This is a genomic window from Thiothrix subterranea (assembly GCF_016772315.1).
Taxonomy (GTDB): Bacteria; Pseudomonadota; Gammaproteobacteria; order Thiotrichales; family Thiotrichaceae; genus Thiothrix; species Thiothrix subterranea.
Window position 1 is genome coordinate 3537813 of the sequence record NZ_CP053482.1, and the last position, 23352, is coordinate 3561164.

The following is a 23352-nucleotide window of genomic DNA, read 5'->3' on the forward strand; positions in this document are numbered from 1 at the left end:
ATGTCAAACCCTGCGATTGAAACGGTAAAAGCGATTAAACGCTGTATTCAACGTGATTTCTTTGCGAATGAATCAAGCAAAGACAGCGGCATATACCAATTGACGATAGTTGATGAGAAAAGCCGTCAAGAACTCAATATCAATACCAAAAATGCGGCTGAATGCCTGCTATTGTCCACGGATGTTGACCGTAACAAAGACAGCAACCAAGCAAAGTCAATCGCTAAAGACAGCTTGCTACCATTTTTTGAACCCACCGAGTCAGGCATTACCCAACAGTGTGATTTGATTCTAATTGGCAGTCGTGATGAGAATTTATTTGTCTTCCTGATCGAGATGAAACAGGCAAATAAAGGGCATTACCTACAGCAAATGAAATCAAGCAAGTTATTTGTCAATTTTGTGCTTGAAATACTCACTTTGCACAGTAAATGTACTGCTCATCCACCGCATTTCTTCGGTGTCTTGTGCTACGGCGACCAAAGACGTGCAAGAAATCAACCCAGTAAACATTTAACGTTTCAATTTGAAGAACGCAATGGTTTGCACGTTAGTGAATGGTATGCATCCTCTATCAATCTCCCAGCATTATTAAGTGCAGCACTGAGATGTGTACAGGGAAAAGCCGCATGACTGCCCCCAAATCCCTGATCATCAATAGCCCCTACGCCTGCCCGCAACAATATTGGCGAAAGGCAACACAAAACAATTCCACTACGCCCAAATTAGAGCAGGTAGTCGGTCGCCGCCCTGCCAGTTACGAAATCTTCGACACCCGCAACAATACCAGTCGCGAAGTCGAATTGCCGCTGGTCAACCAAATCCGCGCACGGGTGGACGCATGGCGTACCGCTGGCTACCCCGGCATTACCACGATTACCCGCAGTCTGCTGGAACATTGGCACGACAGCACTGCCCGCGATTACCCCTTCTATTTCTGCCAATTGGAAGCCATCGAAACCCTGATCTGGTGGGTAGAAGCCCTGCCCGATTACAAACAAAGCATCGTGATTGAAGGCGACGGCGGCGCGTGGGAACGTTTGTGCAGCAAAATGGCGACGGGTACAGGCAAAACCACTGTCATGGCAATGCTCATCACATGGCAGGTACTCAACGCCCTCGCGTTCCCCAAACGCCACAAGGAGTTTTCCAGCAACATCCTGATCATTGCACCGGGTTTGACCGTCAAGGAACGTTTGCAAGTGTTGCAACCGGGGGCAACCGACAACTATTACGATGCATTCAGTCTTTGCCCCAATACTTCGCTGCGCCACAAACTCAACCAGATGGAAGTGCTGATTGAAAATTGGCACAGCCTAATGCCCTTGAAAGAACCGGAACGTTCGGTACAGAAAAAAGGTGCGGAAAACGACGAAGCTTTTACCCGCCGGGTATTGGGTAAACTGTCAAGCAAGCGCGGTCTGCTGGTGATCAACGACGAAGCCCACCACGCTTACCGCAAACCCGCCGAACTCAAGATCAGCAAAGCGCAAGCCGCTGAACAAGGCATTGATCTGGATGAGGCTACCCGCTGGATTGAAGGGCTAGACCGCATCCACAAAACGCGCCGCATTACCCGCTGTTTCGACCTGTCCGCCACCCCGTTTGCCCCGACTGGTAAGCGCAACACCGAATCGGCGTTGTTTCCGTGGGTCATTTCCGATTTTGGCTTGTACGATGCGATTGAGGCCGGGCTGGTGAAAACCCCGCGAGTGGTGGTGCGCGATGATGCGTTACCAAATGCCAAAACCTACCGCTCCAAACTCTACCACCTGTACGCCGAAGCCGATGTAGCCGAAGATTTGAACCGTAAAGGCGCACAAGCCACCGAACCCTTGCCGGAATTGGTGCAAACCGCCTACACCCTGTTGGGGGCAGATTGGCGGGCTGCATTACACAGTTGGCAAGCCGCAGGTCACACTTCACCGCCTGTGATGTTGACGGTCTGCAACCGTACCGAAACCGCCGCACGGGTGGAACATTATTTTCGGGCAGGCGATGCGCATTGGGCGGAGTTGCAAGCTCCCGAACGCACTTTGCGGGTGGATTCCAGAGTGCTGGAAAAAGCCGAAGTCGGGGAAGCATCTACCGCTGATAAAGGTTACGAAGCTCAGCTTCAAGCCATTATTCACGCTGCCAATATTCCCCTTACCCGCAAGCAAGAACTGCAAGCCCTGAAAAAAGAGGAGTTGTTACGCGAGATCATTGATAACGTCGGCAAACGCGGCATGGCTGGGCAAGATTTGCAGAATGTTATTTCCGTCGCGATGTTGTCGGAAGGCTGGGATGCCAGGAACGTCACCCACATCATGGGCTTACGCGCCTTTTCCAGCCAATTGTTATGCGAACAGGTAATCGGGCGTGGGTTGCGGCGCGTGTCTTATGACCGTGACGAAAACGGTTTGTTTATTCCCGAATACGTGAACGTGTTTGGCGTGCCGCTGTCGATTTTTCAGGATGTGGGGGATGACGGTGTACCGCCGCCACCGCCCAAGCCCAGCACCCAAATCAAGTCACTGCCAGAACGCCATGCGTTGGAAATCCGCTGGCCTAATGTGCTGCGCATTGACACCGTGGTTCGCCCGGAATTGCACATCGACTGGTCACAGGTGGAAACACTCACGCTTGACCCGGCACTGACTCCCGTTTCTGCTGATCTTGCCCCAGCCTTGGGTGGTGCAACGGCGTTGGATCAGGTGCATGGCATTGATCTTGCGTTGTTGCCAGAAGGTTTCCGCCTGCAACGCTTGGTATTCCGTGCTGCTCAAAAAGCCTTCGATCAATTGCAAGCGGCTTTCAAAGGCCATCGGGAATATTTGTTGCTGCAACTGATTCGCCTAGTGGAACAGTTTATTGATTCGGAAGTGTTGAATATTCCGTCCGACTACCACCAAGAACCGTTACGCAAGCGTATCTTGATTGGGCTGAATATCGACATTATCGTGCAACACTTGTTGCGCTTTGTCACCGAACAGAACAGCGAACACTTAGAGCCGATTTTTGACACCGACAAACCACAATCCTCCACTGCCGATATGCCCATCTGGTACAGCACCAAGCCTTGTTTTGAAACCACTAAATCGCAAATTTCTCATGTCGTTGATGACAGCACTTGGGAGCATTATGTCGCGGGTGTGTTGGAAAGTTCAGAATTTGTGCATAGCTACGCTAAAAATGATCATTTGGGGTTTCAAGTGCTGTATTTATGGCGCGGTTCAAAACGGCGTTATGTACCGGACTTTCTGATTCGGTTGAGCAATGGCAAAACCTTGGTATTGGAAATCAAGGGTAAAAACTCCGAACAGGCGGATGCGAAACGTGCGGCATTGGATACGTGGGTCGCTGCCGTTAACAGCCGTGGTGGTTTTGGCGAATGGGGTGCGGCTGTGATTTTTGAGCCTGCTAAGATTTACGACACGCTGGCACAGCACGGGGAAGCCTAAATCATGCAAACCCTCCACGCCCAAAGCGTCCCCCTCGTTGGGACAAACCTCATCGAAGCCAGCGCGGGTACGGGTAAAACCTGGACGATTTCATGGCTCTACCTGCGCCTGATTGCGGTATACGGTCTCAAAGTCGACAAAATTCTGGTCGTCACCTACACCGAAGCGGCCACCGCCGAGTTACGCGCCCGCATCCGCAAACGCCTCGCCGATGCTTTAGCCTATCTGGAACAACGCCCACACGCCGAAACCTACGAATCGTTGCCCTTAGAAGCGCCGCTCCACGACTGCATCCAACGCCTGCAACTGGCCTTGGTGAGTTTCGACGAAGCGGCGGTATTCACCATTCACGGTTTCTGCAAGCGCGTGTTATCCGAAAACGCCTTTGAAGCGCGGATGCCATTTGAAACTGAATTGGTAACGAATGAAGACAATCTGCTCACCGAATTAACCGACAAATTCTGGTATCAGCATTTCCTCAAACCCGATGCGCTGCATTTACGGCTGTTGCAAAAACGCGGGCTGACCCCGGACGGTTTGCTGGCAAACGTGCGCAATTTCATTGGCAAACCGTATTTGCACACCGATATTCAGCCCGTCACTACCGAGGCATTTGCGCAACGGCAAAGCATTTTCGAGTCTGCCTTGCAAGCCTGCCAGCAACATTGGGCGAGTGAACGTGAGGCGATCATTGGCTTATTGCTGGGTGGCGCACTCAACGGCAGCACCTACAGCAAGCGCTATGTGCCGAATTGGGCGAGTAAACTCGATGCGTATTTTACTAATCCGCTGGAATTGCCGTATGAAACCTTTGAACGCTTTGCCACCACCGCGCTGACCGAAAAAACCAAGTCCGGCAAAGCCACGCCCCAACACGCTTTTTTCACACAAGTGGATGCCTTACTCGCCGCCCATGACGCGCTGTCGGAAGGCGAACAAGCCGCGCTGGAATACTTGCGCCTGCAATTGCTGCACCATTTACGCGCCGAATTGCCCGTGCGCAAACAGCAACTCGGCATTCTCACCTTCGATGATTTGCTATTGCATTTGCGCGAGGCGTTGGAACAACACCCCGATTTTCCGCCGCGTTTGGCGCTGAAATATCAGGCGGCGTTGATTGATGAGTTTCAGGATACTGACCCGATTCAGTACGAGATTTTCGAGCGCATTTACCGCGATAAACCCGAACAGCCGGTGTTTTACGTGGGCGACCCTAAACAGGCGATTTACGGGTTTCGGGGGGCGGATATTTACACCTACCTCAAAGCCGCGCACAGCACGTCGGCGCACTACACGTTGCAACACAATTTCCGGTCGCACCCCGATTTGCTGCAAGCGCTCAACCACCTGTTCGCGCAATCCGACCAACCGTTCCGCAGCGACATCCGCTACGAAGCCGTCAGCGCCGGTAAACCACAACACGACATCTTCCTCCCCTCGCCCCTTGAGGGAGAGGGGCTGGGGGTGAGGGGTATTTCCCCGCTTCGTTTCTGGGATTGGAACACACTCGATGAAGGCTACAACAGCCCCGCCGTACAAGAACGCATTGCCGAAGCCGTCGCCAACGACATTGCCCGCCTCTTAAACGCGGGTCGCGAAGGTATTGCCCGAATCGGTGAACGCCCCGTAGAAAGCCGCGACATTGCGGTACTCGTGCGCGAAAACCAACAGGGCGAACAAATCAAACGCGCTTTGCTGGCTCGCGGCATTGCCAGCGTACAAAAATCACGCGACAGCATTTTCTGTACCCGCGAAGCCAGCGATTTTCGCGCCGTATTGCGGGCGATTGCCGAACCGGGCAATGAAACCGCCCTCAAGCAAGCGCTCGTGACCGAACTGTTTGGTTTCACCGCCGAAGATTTATTCGCGCTGGATGAAACCCCAGCGCTCTTGGAAGCCGAACTCGAAGCCTTCCACCGTTGGCATAAAACCTGGCATTCGCAAGGTTTCATGCCGATGTTTCGCCAGTGGATGTTGCAACGCCAACGCTACGCGCATTTGTTAGCCTTGGCAGATGGCGAACGTCGTCTCACCAATTTGTTGCATTTGGCGGAACTCATCCACACCGAAAGCCGCTTGCAAGGGCATGGGATGCACGCGCTGATTCGTTGGTTACAACAAAAAGCCGAAGCGGGTGAACAAGACGAAGCGCACGAACTCCGCCTAGAAAGCGATGAAAACTTGGTGCAAATTACCACCATCCACAAAAGCAAGGGGCTGGAATACGGCATTGTGTATTGCCCGTATTTGTGGGCAGAACGTGACGCGAAAACCAGCACTTGGTTCAGTTGGTACGACCGTGACACCGAAGCGGGCATTTCGCGCCTGCAAGCCGAAGCCTTTGCCAGTGACGCGGCGCTTAAGTGTTTCCGCGAAGCCGAACAAGCCGAAAGTTTACGTTTGCTGTACGTCGCGCTCACTCGTGCTAAATACCATTGCACCATTGCGCTGGTCAGCGGGCGCATTAACCAATTCGACTACTATTCGGCACTCGGTTGGCTGTTATTCGGCAAGTTACCGCAGGGCAAGGCAATTCTCGGCAAATTGCGCAAAGACGGGATGCAACCCGATGAACGCCAACGTTTGATGCACACGCAATTAGCGCAGTTGGTGGAACAATCAGCAGGCGGCATCAGCCATGAAGTCTTGCCCGTTGAGGAAACGCGGGTGTGTTATCAAGCCGACAGCGGTGAATGGCAACCCAGCATTCGCCGCTACCAGCCACGTTACGTGCCGGTTCCCAAAGTCGGCAGTTTCAGTGGTTTGACATCTGGCAAGGATGATGAACGCCCAGACTACGATACGCTGGTGTTCGCTTCGACTTCGCTCAGCGAACGAAACTCTCCGGTCGCTGAACGGGGTAGCGTGGTCGCTGAGCGCAGTCGAAGCGAAGCATTCCCACGCGGCGCAAAAGCCGGAAGCTGTTTGCACAAAATGCTGGAAGAACTCGATTTCACCCAAGCGCTTGCCCCCCAGCAGGACAGCGTATTGCTACCCGCGTTGAAACGCCACGGCTTGCCCGAACGCTGGCTACCCGCCGGTGTGCAACTGCTGGAAAATACCCTCAATACACCGTTGCCAGCCGTTAATCTGCGTTTGTGCGATTTGCCCAAAGCGCAACGCCTTGATGAACTCGAATTCTATTTTCCGGTAGAACGCTTGCGTCTGAAACCGCTGCAAACCTTGTTGCACCATCACCTTCCCGCCGAATGGGACGCCATTCACAGCGCTATCGACAAGCTGAAGTTCAATGATTTAACGGGTTATATGAAGGGCTACATCGACTTGGTATTTGCCGCCGACGGGCAGTATTTTGTGGTGGATTACAAGTCGAATGATCTGGGCGCAATGCCTGCCGATTACCGTTTCGAGGTGATGCAAGAGGCGATGGCGGAACACCATTATTACCTGCAATATCTCATCTACTGTTTGGCGTTACACCGCTATTTGCAACAGCGGTTGCCGGGGTATGACTGGCAACAGCATGTTGGTGGGGCGTTGTATTTGTTTTTGCGGGGCATGACACCGGAACAGGCTGGCTCCGGCGTATTCTTCCACAAACCAACGCTTGCCTTGATTGAGGCGTTGGATCACTTAATCCAGTAAATCACCGCAATCATCACCCCGATGCTGACCACTAGCCAGCGCAAGGCATTGGGGTTGATGCTGCTGGCGAGTTTGCCGCCTAGCACTCCGCCTAGCAGTGCGCCGCCCGCCATGACGAGTGCCAACATCCAGATCACTTTGCCGGAAAACAGGAAGAAGACGGCGGCGGCAATATTGACCCCAAACGCCACCGCTTGTTTGAGCGCATTCAGGCGGGTTAGAGAATCGTCCAAAATCAGCGCCAACGCTGCCAGCACAATCACACTCAAGCCCGCTCCGAAATAACCGCCGTATACTGCGGCTAACAGAATTAACGGAATCGCCCAGGTTTGCGGAATCCCTTGGGCGCTATGGGTCTGCAAGCGGCGGGTGAGCCAAGCCCGTAACGGTGTTTGGATGGCCAGCAACAGCGATGCCAGCAAAATCAGAAACGGCACCAGCGCCTGAAACACCTTTTCCTCCGTATTCAGCAATAACACGCCACCCAACACACCGCCCAGCAACGCTGCCGGTAATACCAGCCACAAGCGTTGTGTTTGCGTGCGAATGTCCTTGAGCTGTGCCAAGGTTGCGCCGAAATAGCCGGGGCAAAGCGCGACGGTGCTGGTGATATTCGCCGCGATTGGCGGAATACCCAGCGCAATCAGCGTTGGAAAGGTGATCAACGTGCCACCACCTGCCAACGCATTAATCGCACCGGCTGCCAGCGCTGCGAGGGCTGCTAATAAATAATCCATCCCATCAAGCATAAAAGGGTTCCGGTCGGTGAGGTTTAGTGCGGTAAGTCGCGGGCGTATTCGAGCAAGACCGTTTCTAAACGGGCAAACGCTTCGGGTTTGGGGCTAGACCCCGGAAAACTTTGGTAGACCAGTTGCTTTTCCTTGCCATCGAGCATGATGTCTAGGGTTTGGGGGTAATGGCGTTGACCAGCTTTTGCACCACCAAAGGTATCGCGTTTGAGGGTAAGTGCGCCACTTTCTTTGATCACGGCATACAGATTGTCGAGATCTTCAGGGCGCAAGGCGAGGCTGATGGTTTTAAGATCCTCGGCTTGCCAGCAAGGGGTGCTTTGTACCCATTGGGCGCAACGTCCATCAGTATCTTCAAAATAGGTGTAGCTGAGGATGCCGTTTGTCAGTGTGATTTCGGTGTAGAAGCTTTCACCGGTGGCGCGGAAACGCAGCGAAAAGTCACTGCTCGGTAGGGTTTGCTGGGCGAGGTTGGGAATTTTTAGGGTATTGGGTTTTTCGGGAGGCGTAGGCATGGTTTCCAGCTCCGGCGTTGGTTCTGGCGGTGGTAGAGACGCAAGATTTTGCGTCTCTACGGTGGTGGGATTATTGGAGAGTGGTTGTGTATTCACCGTGGTGGAATGATCGGGTTGCAACTTGTCAGCGTCGGGAATGATGACAGGTTCTACGATTGATTCGACAGGGGGCGTTGGCGGTGGGGCGGCATCACGTTTTTCGCAACCATTCAACGGTAGCAACGTTAGCAAAAGCAGGCAGTAAGCAGAGGGGATGAAGTTAGCTTGTTTCATCCCCTGATTTTAGTTCATCTCGCCATGACCGGGTGCAGGCGTTTGATCATTTCTTTGAAGACTTTGGGGTTAGCCGCGACCACATCGCCGGTTTTCAGGAAAGTATTGTCGCCTTTCATGTCACCGATCAGGCCACCGGCTTCTTGCACTAGCAATACACCCGCCGCGATGTCCCATTCATTCAGGCCAAATTCCCAGAAACCATCAAAGCGCCCACTGGCAACATAGGCCAGATCCAGCGCGGCGGATCCGGGGCGGCGCACGCCAGCGGTATCCGGCAGCAAGGCTTTCATGGTTTGCAGGTACAGATCGAGATTCTGATTGGCACGGAAGGGAACGCCAGTGCCGAGCAAAGCACCCTGCATGGTGCTACGTTCGGATACACGGATACGTCGTCCGTTCAAGGTAGCGCCTTCACCACGCGCAGCGGCAAAGGTTTCATCACGCAAGGGGTCATACACCACGCCGACCATTAAGCGCCCCTTGTGTTTCATGCCGATGGAAACCGAATAATGGGGGATACCGTAAAGGAAGTTGGTGGTGCCATCCAGTGGGTCAATGATCCATTCATAATCGCTGTCAACGCCTTGCTTACCGCTTTCTTCGCCGAAAAAAGCGTGATCAGGGTAGGCACGTTGCAGCAAGCGCACGATGCCTTGTTCGGCTTGGCGGTCAACCTCGCTGACAAAATCATTGTGTGCTTTGTTTTCGACATCCAGCTTATGCACTTTGTTGGCGTAGTGGCGAATGCCTTCGCCAGCTTCGCGTGCGGCTTCTATTGCTTTTCTGAGCATTGGGTGCATCAGCGAACTCCTGGACTGGGGATATTACGGGGCGTCAGGATAGCACAAGCAGGCGGGTTTCTGCACGGTGTTACGCATTAGAAAAAAAGTTCCAACAGTTTTTTTATTTAAGTCAGAAAAAAAATCGAATTGTATTTTTATCCAACTAAACTAATCTTATTGGTGTTGACATATAGCATTATCTAATCATAAATAGAGTAAGCAGGTGTATAAAATGGCAGTTACAAAAGTTTGCAAAGGGTTAATATCGACATCGTTAGTTTTTTTGTCATTAATGGCAATGCAGGTTAATGGCGCTCCACTTTCCATGGTGGCAGGTGCGGATGTGCCTAAATCAAAAGTATTGTTAATGGCTACGCTGAATAATGGGCCAGCAATGCAGCCGGTGACTTGGACAGTTTATCGCCTGCAAAACGGTAAAGCGATTTACGATCGGTCAGTTAATCTGCACTCGGCGAATATTGAATTGGAACCGGGCTTTTACCGCGCTGATGTTACACTCGATGGTGCAAATGTTAGCCGGTCGCGGATTATTGATCTCAGTAACGTCACCAGTAGCAACGTTATTGTCGCAATGGATTAAAAATTAACATGCAATTTGTGTTTTAAGTGGGCGTATTGATGGTATTAATACGCCCACGGTTGTTTAGTGCGTTACTCTAGCTTTACCGTCTTGGCTGGTTAATAACTTAACGGATTCACCGATTGAAAAACGTTCATCTGCCAATTGTGCAATCGCCACAGTGCGGTTATCTTCCAAGCGCACAGTAATTTCAATACCCGGTTTGGATTGAATGCTACGATCCAGTGCGATGCCGACGGTCCCGCCAATCACCGCGCCTGCTACGCTGCCAATGATTTGACCTTTGCCTTGCCCCAAATCGTTGCCTGCGACCCCACCAATCACGCCGCCCGCCACTTTGCCGGTTTCGGCATTGTCTTCGCGAATCATGACATTGCGCAAACCAATAACCGTACCGAATTTAACCTCTTGCAACGTCCCCGCTTGTGCCGTGGTGTAAGTGTTGCTGGATGGCATAATGGAGCAAGCGCCCAGTGTCAGTGGGAGCAGCAAGATGCCCGCGTAAAAGCCCGATTTCATGTGTTTTACCTCATTGTTTCTTTAAGCACTCAAGATAGGCGGCTTCATCCGGGATGGTTTGGTGGCGTTGTGCCAGCCAGATGCTTTCTGCCAAACAATCCATCATGCGGTGTTCCGCCGTGTTATTGCCGTATTTGATCACCAATTGCCGGTAAAGTTCGCGAATTCCAGTCGGGCGGTCAGTGGCGACCTGTTCGCGAATCCCAAGGTGTAAACCCATGTGCAGGAACGGGTTGGTTTCGCCATTGTCGGGCAGGTAGTCGCGTTGTATCGCGCTATCGGTCGCGGCAAGAACATGATGGTATTCGGGGTGTTCTGCAATCACGCTGGCGATTTGGGTTTCTAACGCATCTAAGGGCTGTTTTTGTTGAAATTTCTGCCAGCATTGCGCGTAATAGCGGCGCATGGCATCGCGGTCATTGCCAAACATTAGACGGTTTTCTCCTTGAAATCACACAAGTCAGCAATCAGGCATTGCCCGCATTTGGGGCTACGTGCCACACAGGTGTAGCGCCCGTGCAAAATTAGCCAATGGTGCGCATCCAGCAAGTAGTCTTTAGGGATGTGTTTGAGCAAACCTTTTTCAACCGCCAGTACGTTTTTACCGGGGGCAATACCGGTGCGATTGGCGACGCGAAAAATGTGCGTATCCACTGCCATCGTCGGTTGATGAAACGCGGTATTCAAAATCACATTTGCGGTTTTACGCCCAACACCGGGTAAGGCTTCTAAGGCGGCGCGATCTTGCGGCACGGTTGAAGCGTGTTTTTCAATCAGCAAACGGCAGGTTTCAATAATGTTGTTGGCTTTGCTGTTAAATAAGCCAATGGTTTTAATGTAATCTTTTAAACCGTCTACACCGAGCGCATATAGCGTTTCTGGGGTATTCGCAACGGGGAATAAATGCGCGGTGGCTTTATTCACGCCTTTATCGGTGGCTTGCGCCGAAAGAATTACCGCAATCAATAATTCAAATGTGCTGTTATAAATCAATTCAGTGGTAGGGTTGGGATTCGCATCGCGCAGGCGGCGGAAGATTTCCTCCCGCTTGGCTTTATTCATGCGGTTTCACCGAGATTATTAATGGGCATGGTTTTAGCGGATTTAGCCGTTTGCGCCATGCGTTTGTCGATGTAATTTTTTAGCGCCACTAAAAAACCCAAACCAATAAATGCACCGGGGGGCAGGGCAGCCAGTAATAAACCTTTGAAATCATCCCCTAGGGTCAGGGTCAAGCCACGTGCGGCTTCGCCAAACATGAGGTGGGCTTGTGCAAATAATGTTCCATTGCCGACCAGTTCACGCATTCCGCCCAATACCATCAGTACCAGCATGAAGCCGATGCCCATCATCAGGCTGTCATAGCCCGCGTGTAGCGGCGGATTTTTGGAGGCATAGGCTTCCGAACGCCCGATCACAATGCAGTTGGTCACAATCAGCGGAATGAAAATGCCGAGAATATTGTAAAGGTCGTGGAAATATGCCCGAATCAGCATTTCAATCAGGGTCACATTGCCCGCAATGATCAACACAAAGGCGGGGATACGAATTTCTTCGCGGATGAAATCGCGTACCAAGGAAATTGCCAAATTTGATGCCACCAATGCCAGCAAGGTTGCCAGCCCAAGCCCCAAGCCGTTGACTACGTTGGTAGTGACGGCCATCAGCGGGCATAAGCCCAGTAATTGCACCAAGCCGGGGTTGTTTTTCCACAAGCCTGCCAGCGTTAATTCGCGGTAAGTCGCGTTCATGGTTGAACTCCTGCTGAAGTTGGGATGGCAGTGAACAGCGTAGCAAAATGTTGCGCTGACCAATCCAGCGTGCGTTTGGTGGCGTTAACGACCGCACGGGGAGTAATGGTTGCACCGGTAAATTGGTCAAATTCGCCGCCGTCTTTGCGCACTGCCCAGCCTGCGGCAGTCGGGTTTTGCAGGGATTTATCAGCAAAACTCAAAATCCACGGGTGTTTGTCAGCGTCGATTTTGTCGCCCAACCCCGGTGTTTCTTTGTGCGCCAAGACACGCACCCCAGCCAGTGTTTGATCTGCACGGATACCGACAGCGAGGCGAATTTTGCCGCTGTAACCATCCGGCGCACTGACAATGAATAACGCCGCCACGGGCAAACCTTGTTTGCTGGCACGGTACACGGTTACGTCTTCGGCACTACCGAAGTCTGCGGCAGGCAATGTCTGTTTGCTTGCCAGCAAATCGTTGTCATAGGTTTGGCTATCCACCAGCACATTCAGTTGCTTCAAGGTGGCGGCGCGTTCGTTGGCTTCCACTTGCGGCAACGTCAAGTTGTAGATAAAGGCTAGGGCGATGGTTCCCAACAAGGCAAATCCGGCAAGAAGTGCGCCTGGTTTGATAATTTCTTTCAGCAAGTTATCGCTCATCCCCGTTGCCCCTGTTTAGTGCCATACACACGTGGTTGGGTGTAGTAATCAATCAACGGCACTGCCATATTCATAATAATCACCGAAAAGGCGATAGCATCGGGGTATCCGCCCCAAGTACGAATAATGTAGGTAAATAGCCCAATTCCCCCGGCGTAAAACAGTTTGCCGGTGGGCGTAGTGCTGGCGGATACGGGGTCAGTAGCAATGAAAAATGCCCCCAACATCGCTGCCCCGCTAAACAAATGAAACAGCGGCGATGCATACGCTTGCGGGTCAATCAGCCAGAACACGCTCGCCATCAGCGCCAATGTTCCCAGCAATGCTACCGGAATTTGCCAGCCGATAATGCGTTGCCACAGCAACCACAAGCCGCCGAGGAGCCATGCCAAACTGACCCACTCCCACGCTTGCCCTGCCAATAGACCAAATTGTCCCGTGGCGTAAATCTCGCTCAGCGGTTTATTCAAACTCAGGCTGACTTTGACCGCATCGAGCGGGGTAGCCGCACTCAGTGCATCCCAGCCTTGGATGCTACCGGCAAACACGTGTTGCAAGGTTTGCCCTAAACCAATCTGCGCAAAGCTGAAATCCACTGGCGCAGGCCAAATCGTCATTTGCACCGGGTAGGAGACCAACACGGCAGCATAACCAATCATCGCGGGGTTGAACGGGTTGTAACCCAGCCCACCATACAAATGCTTAGCAATCACAATCGCAAAAATCATCGCAATCGCAATCAACCACCAAGGCGAAAACGCAGGCATTGCCACCGCTAACAACCACGCCGTGACCACTGCACTGTAATCGCTCAGAAACGGGCGTACCGGGCGTTGGCGCAATTTCAACATGCCCCATTCCAGCAACTCCGCCAAGACAATAGCCAGCACGATATTACTGAGCATTCCCCAGCCAAAATACCAGATCAGTACGGCTGTACCGGGAATCAGGGCGTACAGCACTTGGCGCATTATGCTGCTGACATCTTGTTTACCGCTCACGTAAGGGGACGTGCGTTTGCTGAAAATCATTCCGTGGTTTCCCCAGTAGTGGCTTGGGCTGCGGCTTCCGCTTTTTTGGCTTTAGCGCGTTCCAGTGCGGCTTGGATAGCGGCTTTTTTGCCGTCATCGGTGTTGGTTTGCGCTTGTTCTTTGTGCTTTGCCAACTTTTCGGCTTTTTCACGTTTGGCGCGTTCGAGGCGTTCCTGATGGAAATCGTGGCGTTCGCGGGCAATGTTTGCCTTGGTTTTAGCGTCGCGTTGGGTGCGAATTTCGGCTTTGGCAAAGCGGTAATAATCCACCAAGCGAATGTGGCTGGGGCAAACGTAGGCACAGCAACCGCATTCGATGCAATCAAACAAGTGGTATTGCTCGGCTTTGTCGAAATCGCGGGCGCGGCTGTGCCAGTAAAGCTGTTGTGGCAGTAAATTGGCGGGGCAGGCTTCGGCGCAGCGTCCGCAGCGGATACAGGGCAGGGCAGGTTGTTGTTCGCTCTCAGGAATGTCGCTGACCAAGATGCAGTTGGTGGCTTTGACGACAGGGATTTGGTCGCTGTGCAAGGAAATACCCATCATCGGGCCGCCCATTGCCAAACGCTTTGCCGCTGGCGTGTAACCACCGCTGTGCGCAATCAGGTGTTGAATCGGTGTACCTAACGGGACTTCGACATTGCAAGGTTGCGCCACACCTTTGCCGGTGATGGTGAGGTAACGGTCAATCAGCGGTTCACCCAAGACCACAGCGCGGTAAATGGCACGGGCGGTGGCGGGGTTGTGGCAAACAATGCCAATCGTGGATGGTCTGCCGCCGCTGGGGACTTCTTTACCGGTGAGAATTTTGATGAGCTGCTTTTCGCTGCCGCTGGGGTAAAGCGTGGGGATGGGGATAATCGCAATGCGTTGCTCACCGAGTTCCTCACGCGCGGCTTGCATGGCAGCAATCGCTTCCGGTTTATTGTCTTCAATCCCGATCAGGCAGCGTTGGGTGGCGATAATGTGCATCATGATTTGCACGCCGCGTAAGATTTCTACGGGCTTTTCACGCATCAGCCGGTCGTCGCAGGTAATGTACGGTTCGCATTCCGCGCCGTTGATGACCAAGGCTTCGATGGGAATATTGTCATGCACATTGAGTTTGATGGCGGCAGGGAATACCGCGCCGCCCATGCCAACAATTCCCGCAGCGCAAATGCGCTGGCGTAAGATTTCACCGTCGACTTGGCTGGGGTTGGAGTAAGTGGGCATTCGCGCATTGCCCCAGTCGTCTTTGCCGTCGGGCTTGAGGATGATGCACACATCACTCAAGCCGGAAGGGTGGGCAATCGGGCGTTCTGCAATCGCGGTAATCGTGCCGGAAGTGCTGGCGTGTACCGGCACTTTCATAAAACCGGTGTGCGAGGCAATTTCTTGCCCTTTGTAAACATAATCACCTGCTTTGACCGTGAGCGTGGGCTTGTAACCGCTGTGTTGCTGGAGGGGAATGATTAACTCCTCAGCCATTGGCAGATGCCGCACTGGGGCAGCGTTGGAATCTTCCTTGTGGTAATCCAGATGCAGCCCGCCGTGATTACGCCAGAGTTTGTGTAAGATTTGTATCATGAAGCCACCTTTGGCGCTTGCGCGTTGGCATCATTGGAAGGGGATGATTGTTGGGTGAGCGTGTAAACCGGATACGGCCATTTCCAAGAGGCAGGTTCGACCTTGACGGGAACCATCGCGATGCAATCCACCGGACACGGCGGCAGGCACAGTTTGCAGCCGGTGCATTCGCTTTCAATAATGGTGTGCATGTGTTTTGCCGCGCCGACAATCGCATCCACCGGGCAGGCTTGAATGCACAAGGTGCAGCCGATGCAGGTATTTTCGTCGATGACGGCGACCAATGGCACGCTGGAATGTTCGCCGTTTTCATCGTTGAGCGGTTTGGCTTCCACACCCAGCAATTCGGCGAGGGCTTTAATCGTGGCTTCACCACCGGGTGGGCAATGGTTGATGTCGGCTTCACCTTTGGCGATGGCTTCGGCGTAAGGGCGGCAACCGGGGAAACCGCATTGCCCGCATTGGGTTTGCGGCAGAATCGCATCCACTTTGTCCGCAATCGGGTCGCCTTCGACTTTGTAACGAATCGCGGCGTAACCCAGCAGCAAACCGAAAACGGCTGCCAGCCCGCTAATGATAAGAATGGCTGCCAACATCAGTGTTTCACCAATCCAGAAAAGCCCATGAATGCCAGCGCCATTAGCCCAGCGGTAATCAAACCAATCGCGTTGCCTTGGAAGGTTTCCGGCACATCCGCAACGGCAAGGCGTTCACGAATACCCGCAAACAGCACCAAGACCAAGGTGAAACCCAGTGCCGCGCCCATGCCGTACAGCGCGGATTCAATGAAATCGTGAGTTTCCTGCACATTCAATAATGCCACCCCCAACACGGCGCAATTGGTGGTAATCAAAGGCAGATAAATCCCCAATACGTTGTACAACACCGGGCTGCTTTTGCGAATCACCATTTCGGTAAAGCCCACAATCGCGGCAATCACCAGAATAAAGCTGATGGTGCGCAAATATTCCAAGTGGAACGGTTCTAGCAGGTAATTGTTCACCAGATAACTGGCAATCGACGAGAGCGTCAGCACAAACGTAGTTGCCAAACCCATGCCCATCGCGGTTTCCAGCTTTCTGGAAACCCCCATGAATGGGCATAATCCCAAGAAGTGTGACAGGACAAAGTTATTGACCCACACCGTACCAACAATAATAAGTAAGTAATCTGTCATAAATTCAGGCTTTGGGAATGGTTTCCAGTGAATAACTGAGCGGCGCATTTTGCCATATTAGCGAGTTATAACCTACAGCAAAGCGGCTGCCTATGATAATTGTCAGAAAGATCGTAGCGCTATTTTCGTGATAATATCGACACATTGCATACCGTGAGGACTTTGATTTGGACACTAATACGACGATTACCACTTACATGCAAGGCGTTGGTCAGCAAGCAAAGCAGGCTGCTCAGATCCTTGCGAACACTGAGACTAGCACTAAAAACAATGCATTGCTGCGTATTGCAGAAGTGATGTTGGAACGTGCGGACTGGCTGAAGGCTGAAAATGCCAAAGATTTGGCGGCAGGGCGCGATAAAGGGCTGGATGCGGCGATGCTGGATCGCTTAACGCTGACCGATAAAACGATTGCAGGCATGGCGGAAGGCGTGCGCCAAGTGGCGACGCTGGCTGACCCGATTGGCACGATTACCGATTTGAGCTACCGTCCGTCGGGGATTCAGGTGGGCAAAATGCGTGTACCGTTGGGCGTGGTGGGTATTATTTACGAATCGCGCCCGAATGTGACGGTGGATGCGGCAGCGTTGTGTTTGAAGTCTGGCAATGCCACGATTTTGCGCGGTGGGTCGGAGGCGATTCATTCCAATCAGGCGATTGCGGCGTGTGTACGGGCAGGCTTGGAAGCGGTCGGTTTGCCAGCGGCGTGTGTGCAAGTGGTGGAAACCACGGATCGGGCTGCGGTGGGCGAATTGCTGCGTATGGCGCAATACGTCGATGTGATTGTGCCGCGTGGTGGTAAGGGTTTGATTGAGCGGGTGAGTGCTGAATCGCGCATTCCGGTAATCAAGCACTTGGATGGGATTTGTCATGTGTACATTGATGATCAAGCCGATCTTGAGAAAGCGGTTAAAGTCGCGGTGAATGCCAAGACGCACCGTTACGGCGTGTGCAATGCGATGGAAACCTTGCTGGTAGCGGAAGGTGTGGCGGCGCAAGTGTTGCCGGTGTTGGCGGAAGAATACGCGGCTAAGGGTGTGGAATTGCGCGGTTGTGAGCAGACGCGAGCGCTGTTGCCTGCGTGTGTGGCGGCGACCGAAGAAGATTGGGGGACGGAATACCTGGCACCGATTTTGTCCATTAAAGTGGTGGCTGATATGGCGGAGGCGATTACGCACATTAATACTTATGGGTCGCAACATACCGATGCAATTATTACCGAGAATTACACGCGGGCGCGGGCATTCTTGCGGCAAGTGGATTCGAGTTCGGTGATGGTGAATGTGTCGACGCGCTTTGCCGATGGTTTTGAATACGGGTTGGGGGCGGAGATTGGGATTAGTACCGATAAGATTCATGCGCGTGGGCCGGTGGGGTTGGAAGGGTTGACGTCGCAGAAGTATGTGGTGTTGGGGGATGGGCATATTCGGGTTTGATGAGGAGGATTAGGCAATGCTGAAACAGATTGTATTGAAAAATTTCAAAAGCTACCGTGATCAAGCATTGCCGCTCGCGTCGCTCACGCTGATGATCGGCGCGAATGCTTCTGGCAAAAGTAATGCGATTGAAGCTTTCCGTTTCTTGAGTTGGCTTAGTGGTGGGCAGAAGCTATCTGTTATTCAGCAGCACTTAGATGATTCAGACCAAATTCTACGGGGTCAAATCAAGGATTTGGGATATTTAGATTCTAAGAAATTTAGTTTGGGATGCACTTTGCAAGCTAATCATATGGGATTGGTGGGTGCTCTTGCGGGTGCTGTTGCGGGTGCTGTTGTTGTCGGTGTCGGTGCTGCTGTTGCCGGTCCTGCTCTAGGTATTTTTGGTAAGCTTAACGAATTCAAGTCGAAAAATGAAAATCCTGAGTTCTTGGATGGGTTGCCGTTGATATGGGAGAAATTTGAAATTACATTAGAAGCTCGTGATGATGATTTACATATTGTCCAAGAGCAAATATTGCCACGCTCAGATGGTGCAGAAAAATTTCCCCTCTATTGGATAGAAAAACCATCCGAAGGTTTAAGCGATGACATTCGTGTTGCCTATAATAACTTTAAGCATGGAGAACATAAGCCCCATGTGGCTTGTATAGATCAGATAGCAATTATGTGTCAATTAGAAAGTCCAGCAACATTTGCGCATGAGCATGATAGGTCAAAACGGGAAATTCCTTTAACCATTAAACGTTTTCAACATTTCTTGGAAAATACACTTTTTCTTGATCCTGTTCCTAGTCTAATGCGGTGTGATAGTTACCCAGAAAAGAATTTGCGCGTCAATTGTTCCAATCTTTCAGGTGTTCTTTATCATCTTTGGCAGCAAGAGCCGCTACGTGAAGGTATAATCGAGTTTATCAAAAGCTTACCGGAACAAGATGTCAAAAATATACAGTTCTTTGAAGATCGGCGTGGGCGAGTCGCTTTGGAGTTGATTGAAAATTTTGGTGGAAAAGAGAGGGCGTGCCCTGTCGAATTGTTGTCCGATGGTACGTTGCGAGTGTTAGCTATTGCGGCGGCTGTGTTATCTGCGCCTAAGGGTTCTACAGTGGTGTTGGAGGAGGTTGATAACGGTGTGCATCCTTCCCGTGCTCATCATTTGCTGGAAACCATGCAAAATGAGGCTAAACGCCGCAATATCCGTTTATTACTCACCACGCATAATCCCGCATTGATGGATGCTTTGCCTGACGATGCCTTAGGCGATGTGGTGTTTTGTTATCGTGATCCACAGGAAGGGGATAGCCGTTTAGTTCGACTAAGTGACTTGCCAGACTACGTTGAATTAGTAGTAAGGGGCACTTTAGGTGATTTGGTAACACATGGTATTGTTGATCGCTTTGTAAAATGTCCAACAACGCCAGAAGCAAAGAAACAAAAAGCACTTGATTGGTTGGCACATTTGCAAGGAGATGATGTGCTATGAGCAGTATCTGCTTAATTGATATACCAATCAGTGCCATAAAATGGCTTTCTAGTAATCAAGTAAATATGGTTAACTGACGGTCAATAAAGGCAACTATGAGTAATGTATGACATTAAAAATCACCTTCACTGATGATGAGGTAGCGGAGCTGTTCTACTGGAAGGAGCGCCACCCTCATCCCAGAGTCCGTAAGAAAATGTCCGTGCTGTACCTGAAATCCCAACAGTTGACGCATAAGGAAATCAAACGATTGGAAAGGATTACAGAAGCCACGCTGCTTGCCTACCTAAACGCCTACCAACAACCTAACGGTTTAGAAGCTCTTAAAGAAATACGCTTCAATAAACCAAAGAGTGATTTGATGGCATATAAAGACAAGATTGAGACCTATTTTCGTGAATATCCACCCGCGACCAGCAAGGCAGCAGCCGCCAAGATTGAGGAGCTGACAGGCATCAAACGCAGCGAGGACAGGGTACGTATCTTTATGAAGAAAATAGGGATGGACATCCGTAAAGTGGGGATGATACCCGCCAAAGCTGATGTGGAAGCACAAGAAAAGTTCTTGGAAAATGAACTTAAACCGCGCATTCAAGAGGCTCAAGAAGGTAAACGCGCCCTTTTTTTGTCGATGCCGCCCACTTCGTTTTAGCACCGTTTCTGGGATTTTTGTGGTCATTTTCCCGCGTATTCATCAAAGCGCCCTGTGGTCGACAACGTTACAACGTATTGGGCGCACTCAATGTGATAACACTGCAACTGATCACCCTCACTAACGATACCTATATCAACGCTGGCAGCGTGTGTGAATTATTGGAAAAAATTGCAGCGTTAGCACTCAAAATACCGATCACGTTGGTCTTGGATAATGCCAAGTATCAACGCTGTGAAGCCGTGTTTGCCTGTGCGAAAAGGCTCAATATTGAACTATTGTTTTTACCGACCTATTCACCCAACCTCAATCTGATTGAACGGTTGTGGAAGTTCGTCAAGAAAAAATGCTTGTACTCGAAGTACTATGATAAGTTTCCCGCTTTCAAGTCGGCCATCACCAACTGTCTCGACAAGCTGGATACTGATCACAAGAAAGAACTGGCACAGTTGATGACAACAAACTTTCAAACCTTTAAAAATGTTCAAGTCTTGGCGCTGTGAGGTATACTAGTGTATTTACGAATTTACTTAATGTGCCGGGGCGTAATCAGGATAAAGCTAAGGTTATCCAAGCCTATCGAGAGTACGCAGAACTTGGATGTAAATTTATTCTACCGATAGCAACAATTTTTGAAACAGGTAATCATATTTCTCAAAATGGTGATGGTCGGATACGTCGTGCAACAGCTCAGCGTTTTATTACTGAAGTGAAAGCTGCTTTTGACGGTTCTGCTCCATGGTCGCCTGCTGAAATACCGACAGAACAAGAGATTTTATTATGGTTAGAGGATTTTCCTCAGAGAGCTGGAGAGAATAAATCATCAGATAAACCTAATGAGGGTACAAGCCTGGGTGATTTAACCATCATCAAAGAGTTCGATAAATGTTGCGGTCGTTTCTCGATGAGCGAAATTTTTGTATGGTCACTTGATAGCGATTTACAGCGATGCCACTATCGTCCTTATTTGGACAGTAAGCAAGGTGCTGCTTAGTGATCGGCATCCTCGGCGGCACCTTCGACCCCATCCACCACGCGCACTTACGCACGGCGCTTGAAGTTGCGGAACACTTCGGCATTAGCGACATGCGCTTAATTCCGGGCAAGCAACCACCGCACCGCCCGCAACCCATTGCCAGGCCAGAGCAACGATTGGCAATGCTGCAAGCCGCGATTGCCACCGAACCGCGTTTACACGCCGATGACCGTGAACTTCGCCGCGAGGGGCATTCCTACAGCTTCGACACGCTGCAAACCTTCCGCGCTGAAGTCGGTAACGAACGCCCGCTGCTGTTCACGTTGGGCTTCGATGCCTTCCTGCATTTTGAGCGTTGGCACCGTTGGGATGAAATTTTAGCACTCGCGCATCTGGTCGTGGTGCACCGTCCAAGGTATAGTCTGCCCCCTAACGGTTGGTATGAACCTTTCCTCAGCACAAACCCCGATGATTTACGCGCCACACCCGCAGGCAGGATTTACCTCTTAAGCGTTACCGCTCTCGATATTTCTGCCACCCATCTGCGTATGCTATTGAAACAGGGTAAAAGCCCCCGATATTTACTACCAGACAGCGTTCTGGATTATATTCAACGACATCAACTTTACTGTGAATAATTAATGGAACTCGAAACACTTAAGCAATTAGTAGTGACCACACTGGACGATATGAAAGGTCAAGACATCAAGACGATTGATGTGCGTGGCAAATCGTCCATCACCGATATGATGGTAATCGTGACAGGCAACTCCAACCGTCACGTCAAATCCCTTGCGGATGCGGTTGAACTGGCGGTGAAAGAAGCCGGTGTGCAGCCATTGGGTATTGAAGGCGACGCGCAATCCGACTGGGTATTGCTTGACCTAAATGACATTATCCTACACGTCATGCTGGCCAGCACCCGCGACTACTACAATCTGGAAAAGCTCTGGGAAGTCGGTGAAGGTCTTCCACAATCGCGTCCTAGTATGCTGGGGACGCCGGACTAAGTGCGCATTCATTTATTAGCCATTGGCACGAAAATGCCGGGCTGGGTCAATACTGGCACGGAAGAATACGCGGGGCGAATGCCGCCGCAATGTCAATTGTTGATCCGCGAAATTGCCGCTGAGAAACGCACCAAAAACAGCGATTTGAACCGCATTCGGCAGAGTGAAGGTGAAAAGTTGCTGGCAGCGATTCCCGACGGCAATCTCGTGATCACGCTCGATGTAAAAGGCAAGCCTTGGTCAACCGAACAGCTTGCCCAGCAACTCGATAGCTGGATGATGTCCGGTCGCGATGTCAGCTTACTGGTCGGCGGCCCTGAAGGGTTGTCGCCCGCGTGCTTGCAACGCGCGGAGCAAAGCTGGTCGCTGTCGCCGCTAACGTTTCCGCATCCGCTGGTGCGGATTGTGGTGGCGGAACAATTGTTTCGTGCTTGGAGTATTTTGACTAACCACCCTTACCATCGCGGGGATTAAATGCACGCACCACAGCTTATTCTAGCGTCTGCCTCACCCCGTCGTTGCGAATTGCTGGCGCAAATTGGCATTCACTTTGTGGTGCAAACAGCGGATGTGGATGAAACGCCATTGTTGGGGGAATCAGCAGCAGCGTTGGTAAAACGTTTAGCTATCCTCAAAGCAGAAACGGTTTGGAATGCTAAGCAGGAAGGAAGAGGGCGACCGCCGGTCGCCCCTACCGATGATTTGCGTAGGGGCGACCGGCGGTCGCCCTCTTCCCCTGTTTTGGGTGCAGACACGCTAGGCATTCTCAATGGTGAATTGCTGGTAAAGCCCCGCGATTTCGCCCACGCGCAACACATGCTGCGGCAAATGTCGGGGCAAACGCACGAAATTCTCACGGCGGTGGCGTTAACCACTGCGACCGGCACACAAGTAGCGCTAAGCCACAACTTGGTTAAGTTCCGTACCATCACAGATTCCGAAATTCTGGCATACTGGGCAAGTGGTGAACCACACGACAAAGCCGGGGCGTATGCGATTCAAGGGATTGGCGCAGTTTTTATCGAAAAGCTCGAAGGTTCTTACTCTGGGGTCATGGGTTTGCCGCTGTTTGAAACGGCGCAACTGCTGGCAACGGCAGGCATTAATACCTTATAAAAATCATTACTACCACAGGC

At 51.5% G+C, this 23352-nt stretch carries 23 protein-coding genes and 1 pseudogene; 12 read left to right on the plus strand and 12 right to left on the minus strand.

Annotated features, from left to right (window positions below; all coding sequences use genetic code 11):
* The 3 genes from HMY34_RS17480 to recB are packed head-to-tail and all read left to right on the plus strand — an operon-like array spanning position 1 to position 7049.
* The gene (locus tag HMY34_RS17480; protein ID WP_202716712.1) at positions 1-633 is read left to right on the plus strand and encodes a hypothetical protein; all 633 of its coding nucleotides are present in this window, start codon (positions 1-3) and stop codon (positions 631-633) included.
* Positions 630-3443 carry a BPTD_3080 family restriction endonuclease gene (locus HMY34_RS17485; protein WP_202716713.1) on the plus strand — a complete coding sequence of 938 codons (2814 nt, stop codon included), beginning with the start codon at positions 630-632 and terminating at the stop codon, positions 3441-3443. The genes HMY34_RS17480 and HMY34_RS17485 overlap by 4 nt, the downstream gene beginning before the upstream one ends.
* A gap of 3 nt (positions 3444-3446) precedes the next feature.
* Positions 3447-7049 (plus strand): exodeoxyribonuclease V subunit beta, encoded by a 3603-nt coding sequence (recB, locus tag HMY34_RS17490; RefSeq protein ID WP_202716714.1) that lies wholly within the window; start codon positions 3447-3449, stop codon positions 7047-7049.
* On the opposite strand, the gene HMY34_RS17495 is transcribed toward recB, so the two are convergent.
* The 3 genes from HMY34_RS17495 to HMY34_RS17505 are packed head-to-tail and all read right to left on the minus strand — an operon-like array spanning position 7034 to position 9389.
* Entirely contained in the window at positions 7034-7798 is a 765-nt protein-coding gene (locus HMY34_RS17495; RefSeq protein ID WP_202716715.1) for a sulfite exporter TauE/SafE family protein, read from the minus strand. The two genes, recB and HMY34_RS17495, sit on opposite strands and share 16 nt — an antisense overlap.
* Positions 7799-7821: 23 nt before the next feature.
* Positions 7822-8586, minus strand: coding sequence for a hypothetical protein (locus HMY34_RS17500; RefSeq protein ID WP_202716716.1), 765 nt, complete (start codon positions 8584-8586; stop codon positions 7822-7824).
* Positions 8587-8600: 14 nt separating this feature from the next.
* Positions 8601-9389, minus strand: a complete 789-nt coding sequence (locus HMY34_RS17505; RefSeq protein WP_202716717.1) for an inositol monophosphatase family protein — start codon at positions 9387-9389, stop codon at positions 8601-8603.
* Positions 9390-9603: 214 nt separating this feature from the next.
* On the opposite strand from HMY34_RS17505, the gene HMY34_RS17510 reads away from it, so the two are divergent.
* The gene (locus tag HMY34_RS17510; RefSeq protein WP_202716718.1) at positions 9604-9972 is read left to right on the plus strand and encodes a hypothetical protein; all 369 of its coding nucleotides are present in this window, start codon (positions 9604-9606) and stop codon (positions 9970-9972) included.
* Positions 9973-10035: 63 nt separating this feature from the next.
* Here HMY34_RS17510 and HMY34_RS17515 read toward each other — a convergent pair whose 3' ends face one another.
* The 9 genes from HMY34_RS17515 to rsxA are packed head-to-tail and all read right to left on the minus strand — an operon-like array spanning position 10036 to position 16659.
* Positions 10036-10491 carry an outer membrane lipoprotein gene (locus HMY34_RS17515; protein WP_202716719.1) on the minus strand — a complete coding sequence of 152 codons (456 nt, stop codon included), beginning with the start codon at positions 10489-10491 and terminating at the stop codon, positions 10036-10038.
* 10 nt (positions 10492-10501) lie between these two features.
* Positions 10502-10921, minus strand: a complete 420-nt coding sequence (locus tag HMY34_RS17520) for a DUF1841 family protein (RefSeq protein WP_202716720.1) — start codon at positions 10919-10921, stop codon at positions 10502-10504.
* A complete protein-coding gene (nth, locus tag HMY34_RS17525) occupies positions 10921-11553 on the minus strand; it encodes an endonuclease III (protein ID WP_202716721.1) in 633 nt (210 codons plus the stop codon). The genes HMY34_RS17520 and nth overlap by 1 nt, the downstream gene beginning before the upstream one ends.
* The gene (locus tag HMY34_RS17530; protein ID WP_202716722.1) at positions 11550-12242 is read right to left on the minus strand and encodes an electron transport complex subunit E; all 693 of its coding nucleotides are present in this window, start codon (positions 12240-12242) and stop codon (positions 11550-11552) included. The genes nth and HMY34_RS17530 overlap by 4 nt, the downstream gene beginning before the upstream one ends.
* Positions 12239-12886: an electron transport complex subunit RsxG gene (gene rsxG, locus HMY34_RS17535; RefSeq protein ID WP_202716723.1), complete on the minus strand. Its 648-nt coding sequence runs from the start codon at positions 12884-12886 to the stop codon at positions 12239-12241. Before rsxG ends, HMY34_RS17530 begins: the two co-directional genes overlap by 4 nt.
* On the minus strand, positions 12883-13917 hold the full coding sequence (gene rsxD / locus HMY34_RS17540) for an electron transport complex subunit RsxD (protein WP_202716724.1): 1035 nt from the start codon (positions 13915-13917) through the stop codon (positions 12883-12885). The genes rsxG and rsxD overlap by 4 nt, the downstream gene beginning before the upstream one ends.
* Positions 13914-15482: an electron transport complex subunit RsxC gene (gene rsxC, locus HMY34_RS17545; protein ID WP_202716725.1), complete on the minus strand. Its 1569-nt coding sequence runs from the start codon at positions 15480-15482 to the stop codon at positions 13914-13916. The genes rsxD and rsxC overlap by 4 nt, the downstream gene beginning before the upstream one ends.
* A complete protein-coding gene (gene rsxB / locus HMY34_RS17550; RefSeq protein WP_202716726.1) occupies positions 15479-16078 on the minus strand; it encodes an electron transport complex subunit RsxB in 600 nt (199 codons plus the stop codon). The genes rsxC and rsxB overlap by 4 nt, the downstream gene beginning before the upstream one ends.
* The gene (gene rsxA / locus HMY34_RS17555; protein ID WP_093067792.1) at positions 16078-16659 is read right to left on the minus strand and encodes an electron transport complex subunit RsxA; all 582 of its coding nucleotides are present in this window, start codon (positions 16657-16659) and stop codon (positions 16078-16080) included. Before rsxA ends, rsxB begins: the two co-directional genes overlap by 1 nt.
* Before the next feature lie 197 nt (positions 16660-16856).
* Here rsxA and HMY34_RS17560 point away from each other — a divergent pair, with 197 nt between their 5' ends.
* The 8 genes and pseudogenes from HMY34_RS17560 to HMY34_RS17600 all read left to right on the plus strand — a co-directional run bounded on the left by HMY34_RS17560 (position 16857) and on the right by HMY34_RS17600 (position 23332).
* On the plus strand, positions 16857-18095 hold the full coding sequence (locus HMY34_RS17560) for a glutamate-5-semialdehyde dehydrogenase (RefSeq protein WP_202719236.1): 1239 nt from the start codon (positions 16857-16859) through the stop codon (positions 18093-18095).
* A 16-nt stretch (positions 18096-18111) separates the two neighbouring features.
* Positions 18112-19578 carry an AAA family ATPase gene (locus HMY34_RS17570; protein ID WP_228287903.1) on the plus strand — a complete coding sequence of 489 codons (1467 nt, stop codon included), beginning with the start codon at positions 18112-18114 and terminating at the stop codon, positions 19576-19578.
* Positions 19579-19684: 106 nt separating this feature from the next.
* A pseudogene (locus tag HMY34_RS17575) lies at positions 19685-20733 on the plus strand (IS630 family transposase).
* 32 nt (positions 20734-20765) lie between these two features.
* Positions 20766-21224, plus strand: a complete 459-nt coding sequence (locus tag HMY34_RS17580; protein WP_202716727.1) for a hypothetical protein — start codon at positions 20766-20768, stop codon at positions 21222-21224.
* Positions 21224-21844, plus strand: a complete 621-nt coding sequence (gene nadD, locus HMY34_RS17585) for a nicotinate-nucleotide adenylyltransferase (protein WP_202716728.1) — start codon at positions 21224-21226, stop codon at positions 21842-21844. The genes HMY34_RS17580 and nadD overlap by 1 nt, the downstream gene beginning before the upstream one ends.
* A 3-nt stretch (positions 21845-21847) precedes the next feature.
* Positions 21848-22216: a ribosome silencing factor gene (gene rsfS, locus HMY34_RS17590; protein ID WP_202716729.1), complete on the plus strand. Its 369-nt coding sequence runs from the start codon at positions 21848-21850 to the stop codon at positions 22214-22216.
* Entirely contained in the window at positions 22217-22690 is a 474-nt protein-coding gene (gene rlmH / locus HMY34_RS17595; protein WP_202716730.1) for a 23S rRNA (pseudouridine(1915)-N(3))-methyltransferase RlmH, read from the plus strand.
* The gene (locus HMY34_RS17600; protein ID WP_202716731.1) at positions 22691-23332 is read left to right on the plus strand and encodes a Maf family protein; all 642 of its coding nucleotides are present in this window, start codon (positions 22691-22693) and stop codon (positions 23330-23332) included.
* The last annotated feature ends 20 nt before the right edge of the window (positions 23333-23352 follow it).

Coding starts and splice junctions, on each gene's coding strand:
- HMY34_RS17510 (WP_202716718.1), top strand. CDS start 9,604: ATGGCAGTTACAAAAGTTTGCAAAGGGTTAATATCGACATCGTTAGTT.
- HMY34_RS17505 (WP_202716717.1), bottom strand. CDS start 9,389: ATGCACCCAATGCTCAGAAAAGCAATAGAAGCCGCACGCGAAGCTGGC.
- HMY34_RS17520 (WP_202716720.1), bottom strand. CDS start 10,921: ATGTTTGGCAATGACCGCGATGCCATGCGCCGCTATTACGCGCAATGC.
- rsxD (WP_202716724.1), bottom strand. CDS start 13,917: ATGATTTTCAGCAAACGCACGTCCCCTTACGTGAGCGGTAAACAAGAT.
- HMY34_RS17485 (WP_202716713.1), top strand. CDS start 630: ATGACTGCCCCCAAATCCCTGATCATCAATAGCCCCTACGCCTGCCCG.
- rsxB (WP_202716726.1), bottom strand. CDS start 16,078: ATGTTGGCAGCCATTCTTATCATTAGCGGGCTGGCAGCCGTTTTCGGT.
- HMY34_RS17530 (WP_202716722.1), bottom strand. CDS start 12,242: ATGAACGCGACTTACCGCGAATTAACGCTGGCAGGCTTGTGGAAAAAC.
- rsfS (WP_202716729.1), top strand. CDS start 21,848: ATGGAACTCGAAACACTTAAGCAATTAGTAGTGACCACACTGGACGAT.
- nth (WP_202716721.1), bottom strand. CDS start 11,553: ATGAATAAAGCCAAGCGGGAGGAAATCTTCCGCCGCCTGCGCGATGCG.
- HMY34_RS17495 (WP_202716715.1), bottom strand. CDS start 7,798: ATGCTTGATGGGATGGATTATTTATTAGCAGCCCTCGCAGCGCTGGCA.
- HMY34_RS17570 (WP_228287903.1), top strand. CDS start 18,112: ATGCTGAAACAGATTGTATTGAAAAATTTCAAAAGCTACCGTGATCAA.
- recB (WP_202716714.1), top strand. CDS start 3,447: ATGCAAACCCTCCACGCCCAAAGCGTCCCCCTCGTTGGGACAAACCTC.
- HMY34_RS17515 (WP_202716719.1), bottom strand. CDS start 10,491: ATGAAATCGGGCTTTTACGCGGGCATCTTGCTGCTCCCACTGACACTG.
- HMY34_RS17600 (WP_202716731.1), top strand. CDS start 22,691: ATGCACGCACCACAGCTTATTCTAGCGTCTGCCTCACCCCGTCGTTGC.
- HMY34_RS17480 (WP_202716712.1), top strand. CDS start 1: ATGTCAAACCCTGCGATTGAAACGGTAAAAGCGATTAAACGCTGTATT.
- rsxG (WP_202716723.1), bottom strand. CDS start 12,886: ATGAGCGATAACTTGCTGAAAGAAATTATCAAACCAGGCGCACTTCTT.
- rsxC (WP_202716725.1), bottom strand. CDS start 15,482: ATGATACAAATCTTACACAAACTCTGGCGTAATCACGGCGGGCTGCAT.
- HMY34_RS17560 (WP_202719236.1), top strand. CDS start 16,857: ATGCAAGGCGTTGGTCAGCAAGCAAAGCAGGCTGCTCAGATCCTTGCG.
- rsxA (WP_093067792.1), bottom strand. CDS start 16,659: ATGACAGATTACTTACTTATTATTGTTGGTACGGTGTGGGTCAATAAC.
- HMY34_RS17500 (WP_202716716.1), bottom strand. CDS start 8,586: ATGAAACAAGCTAACTTCATCCCCTCTGCTTACTGCCTGCTTTTGCTA.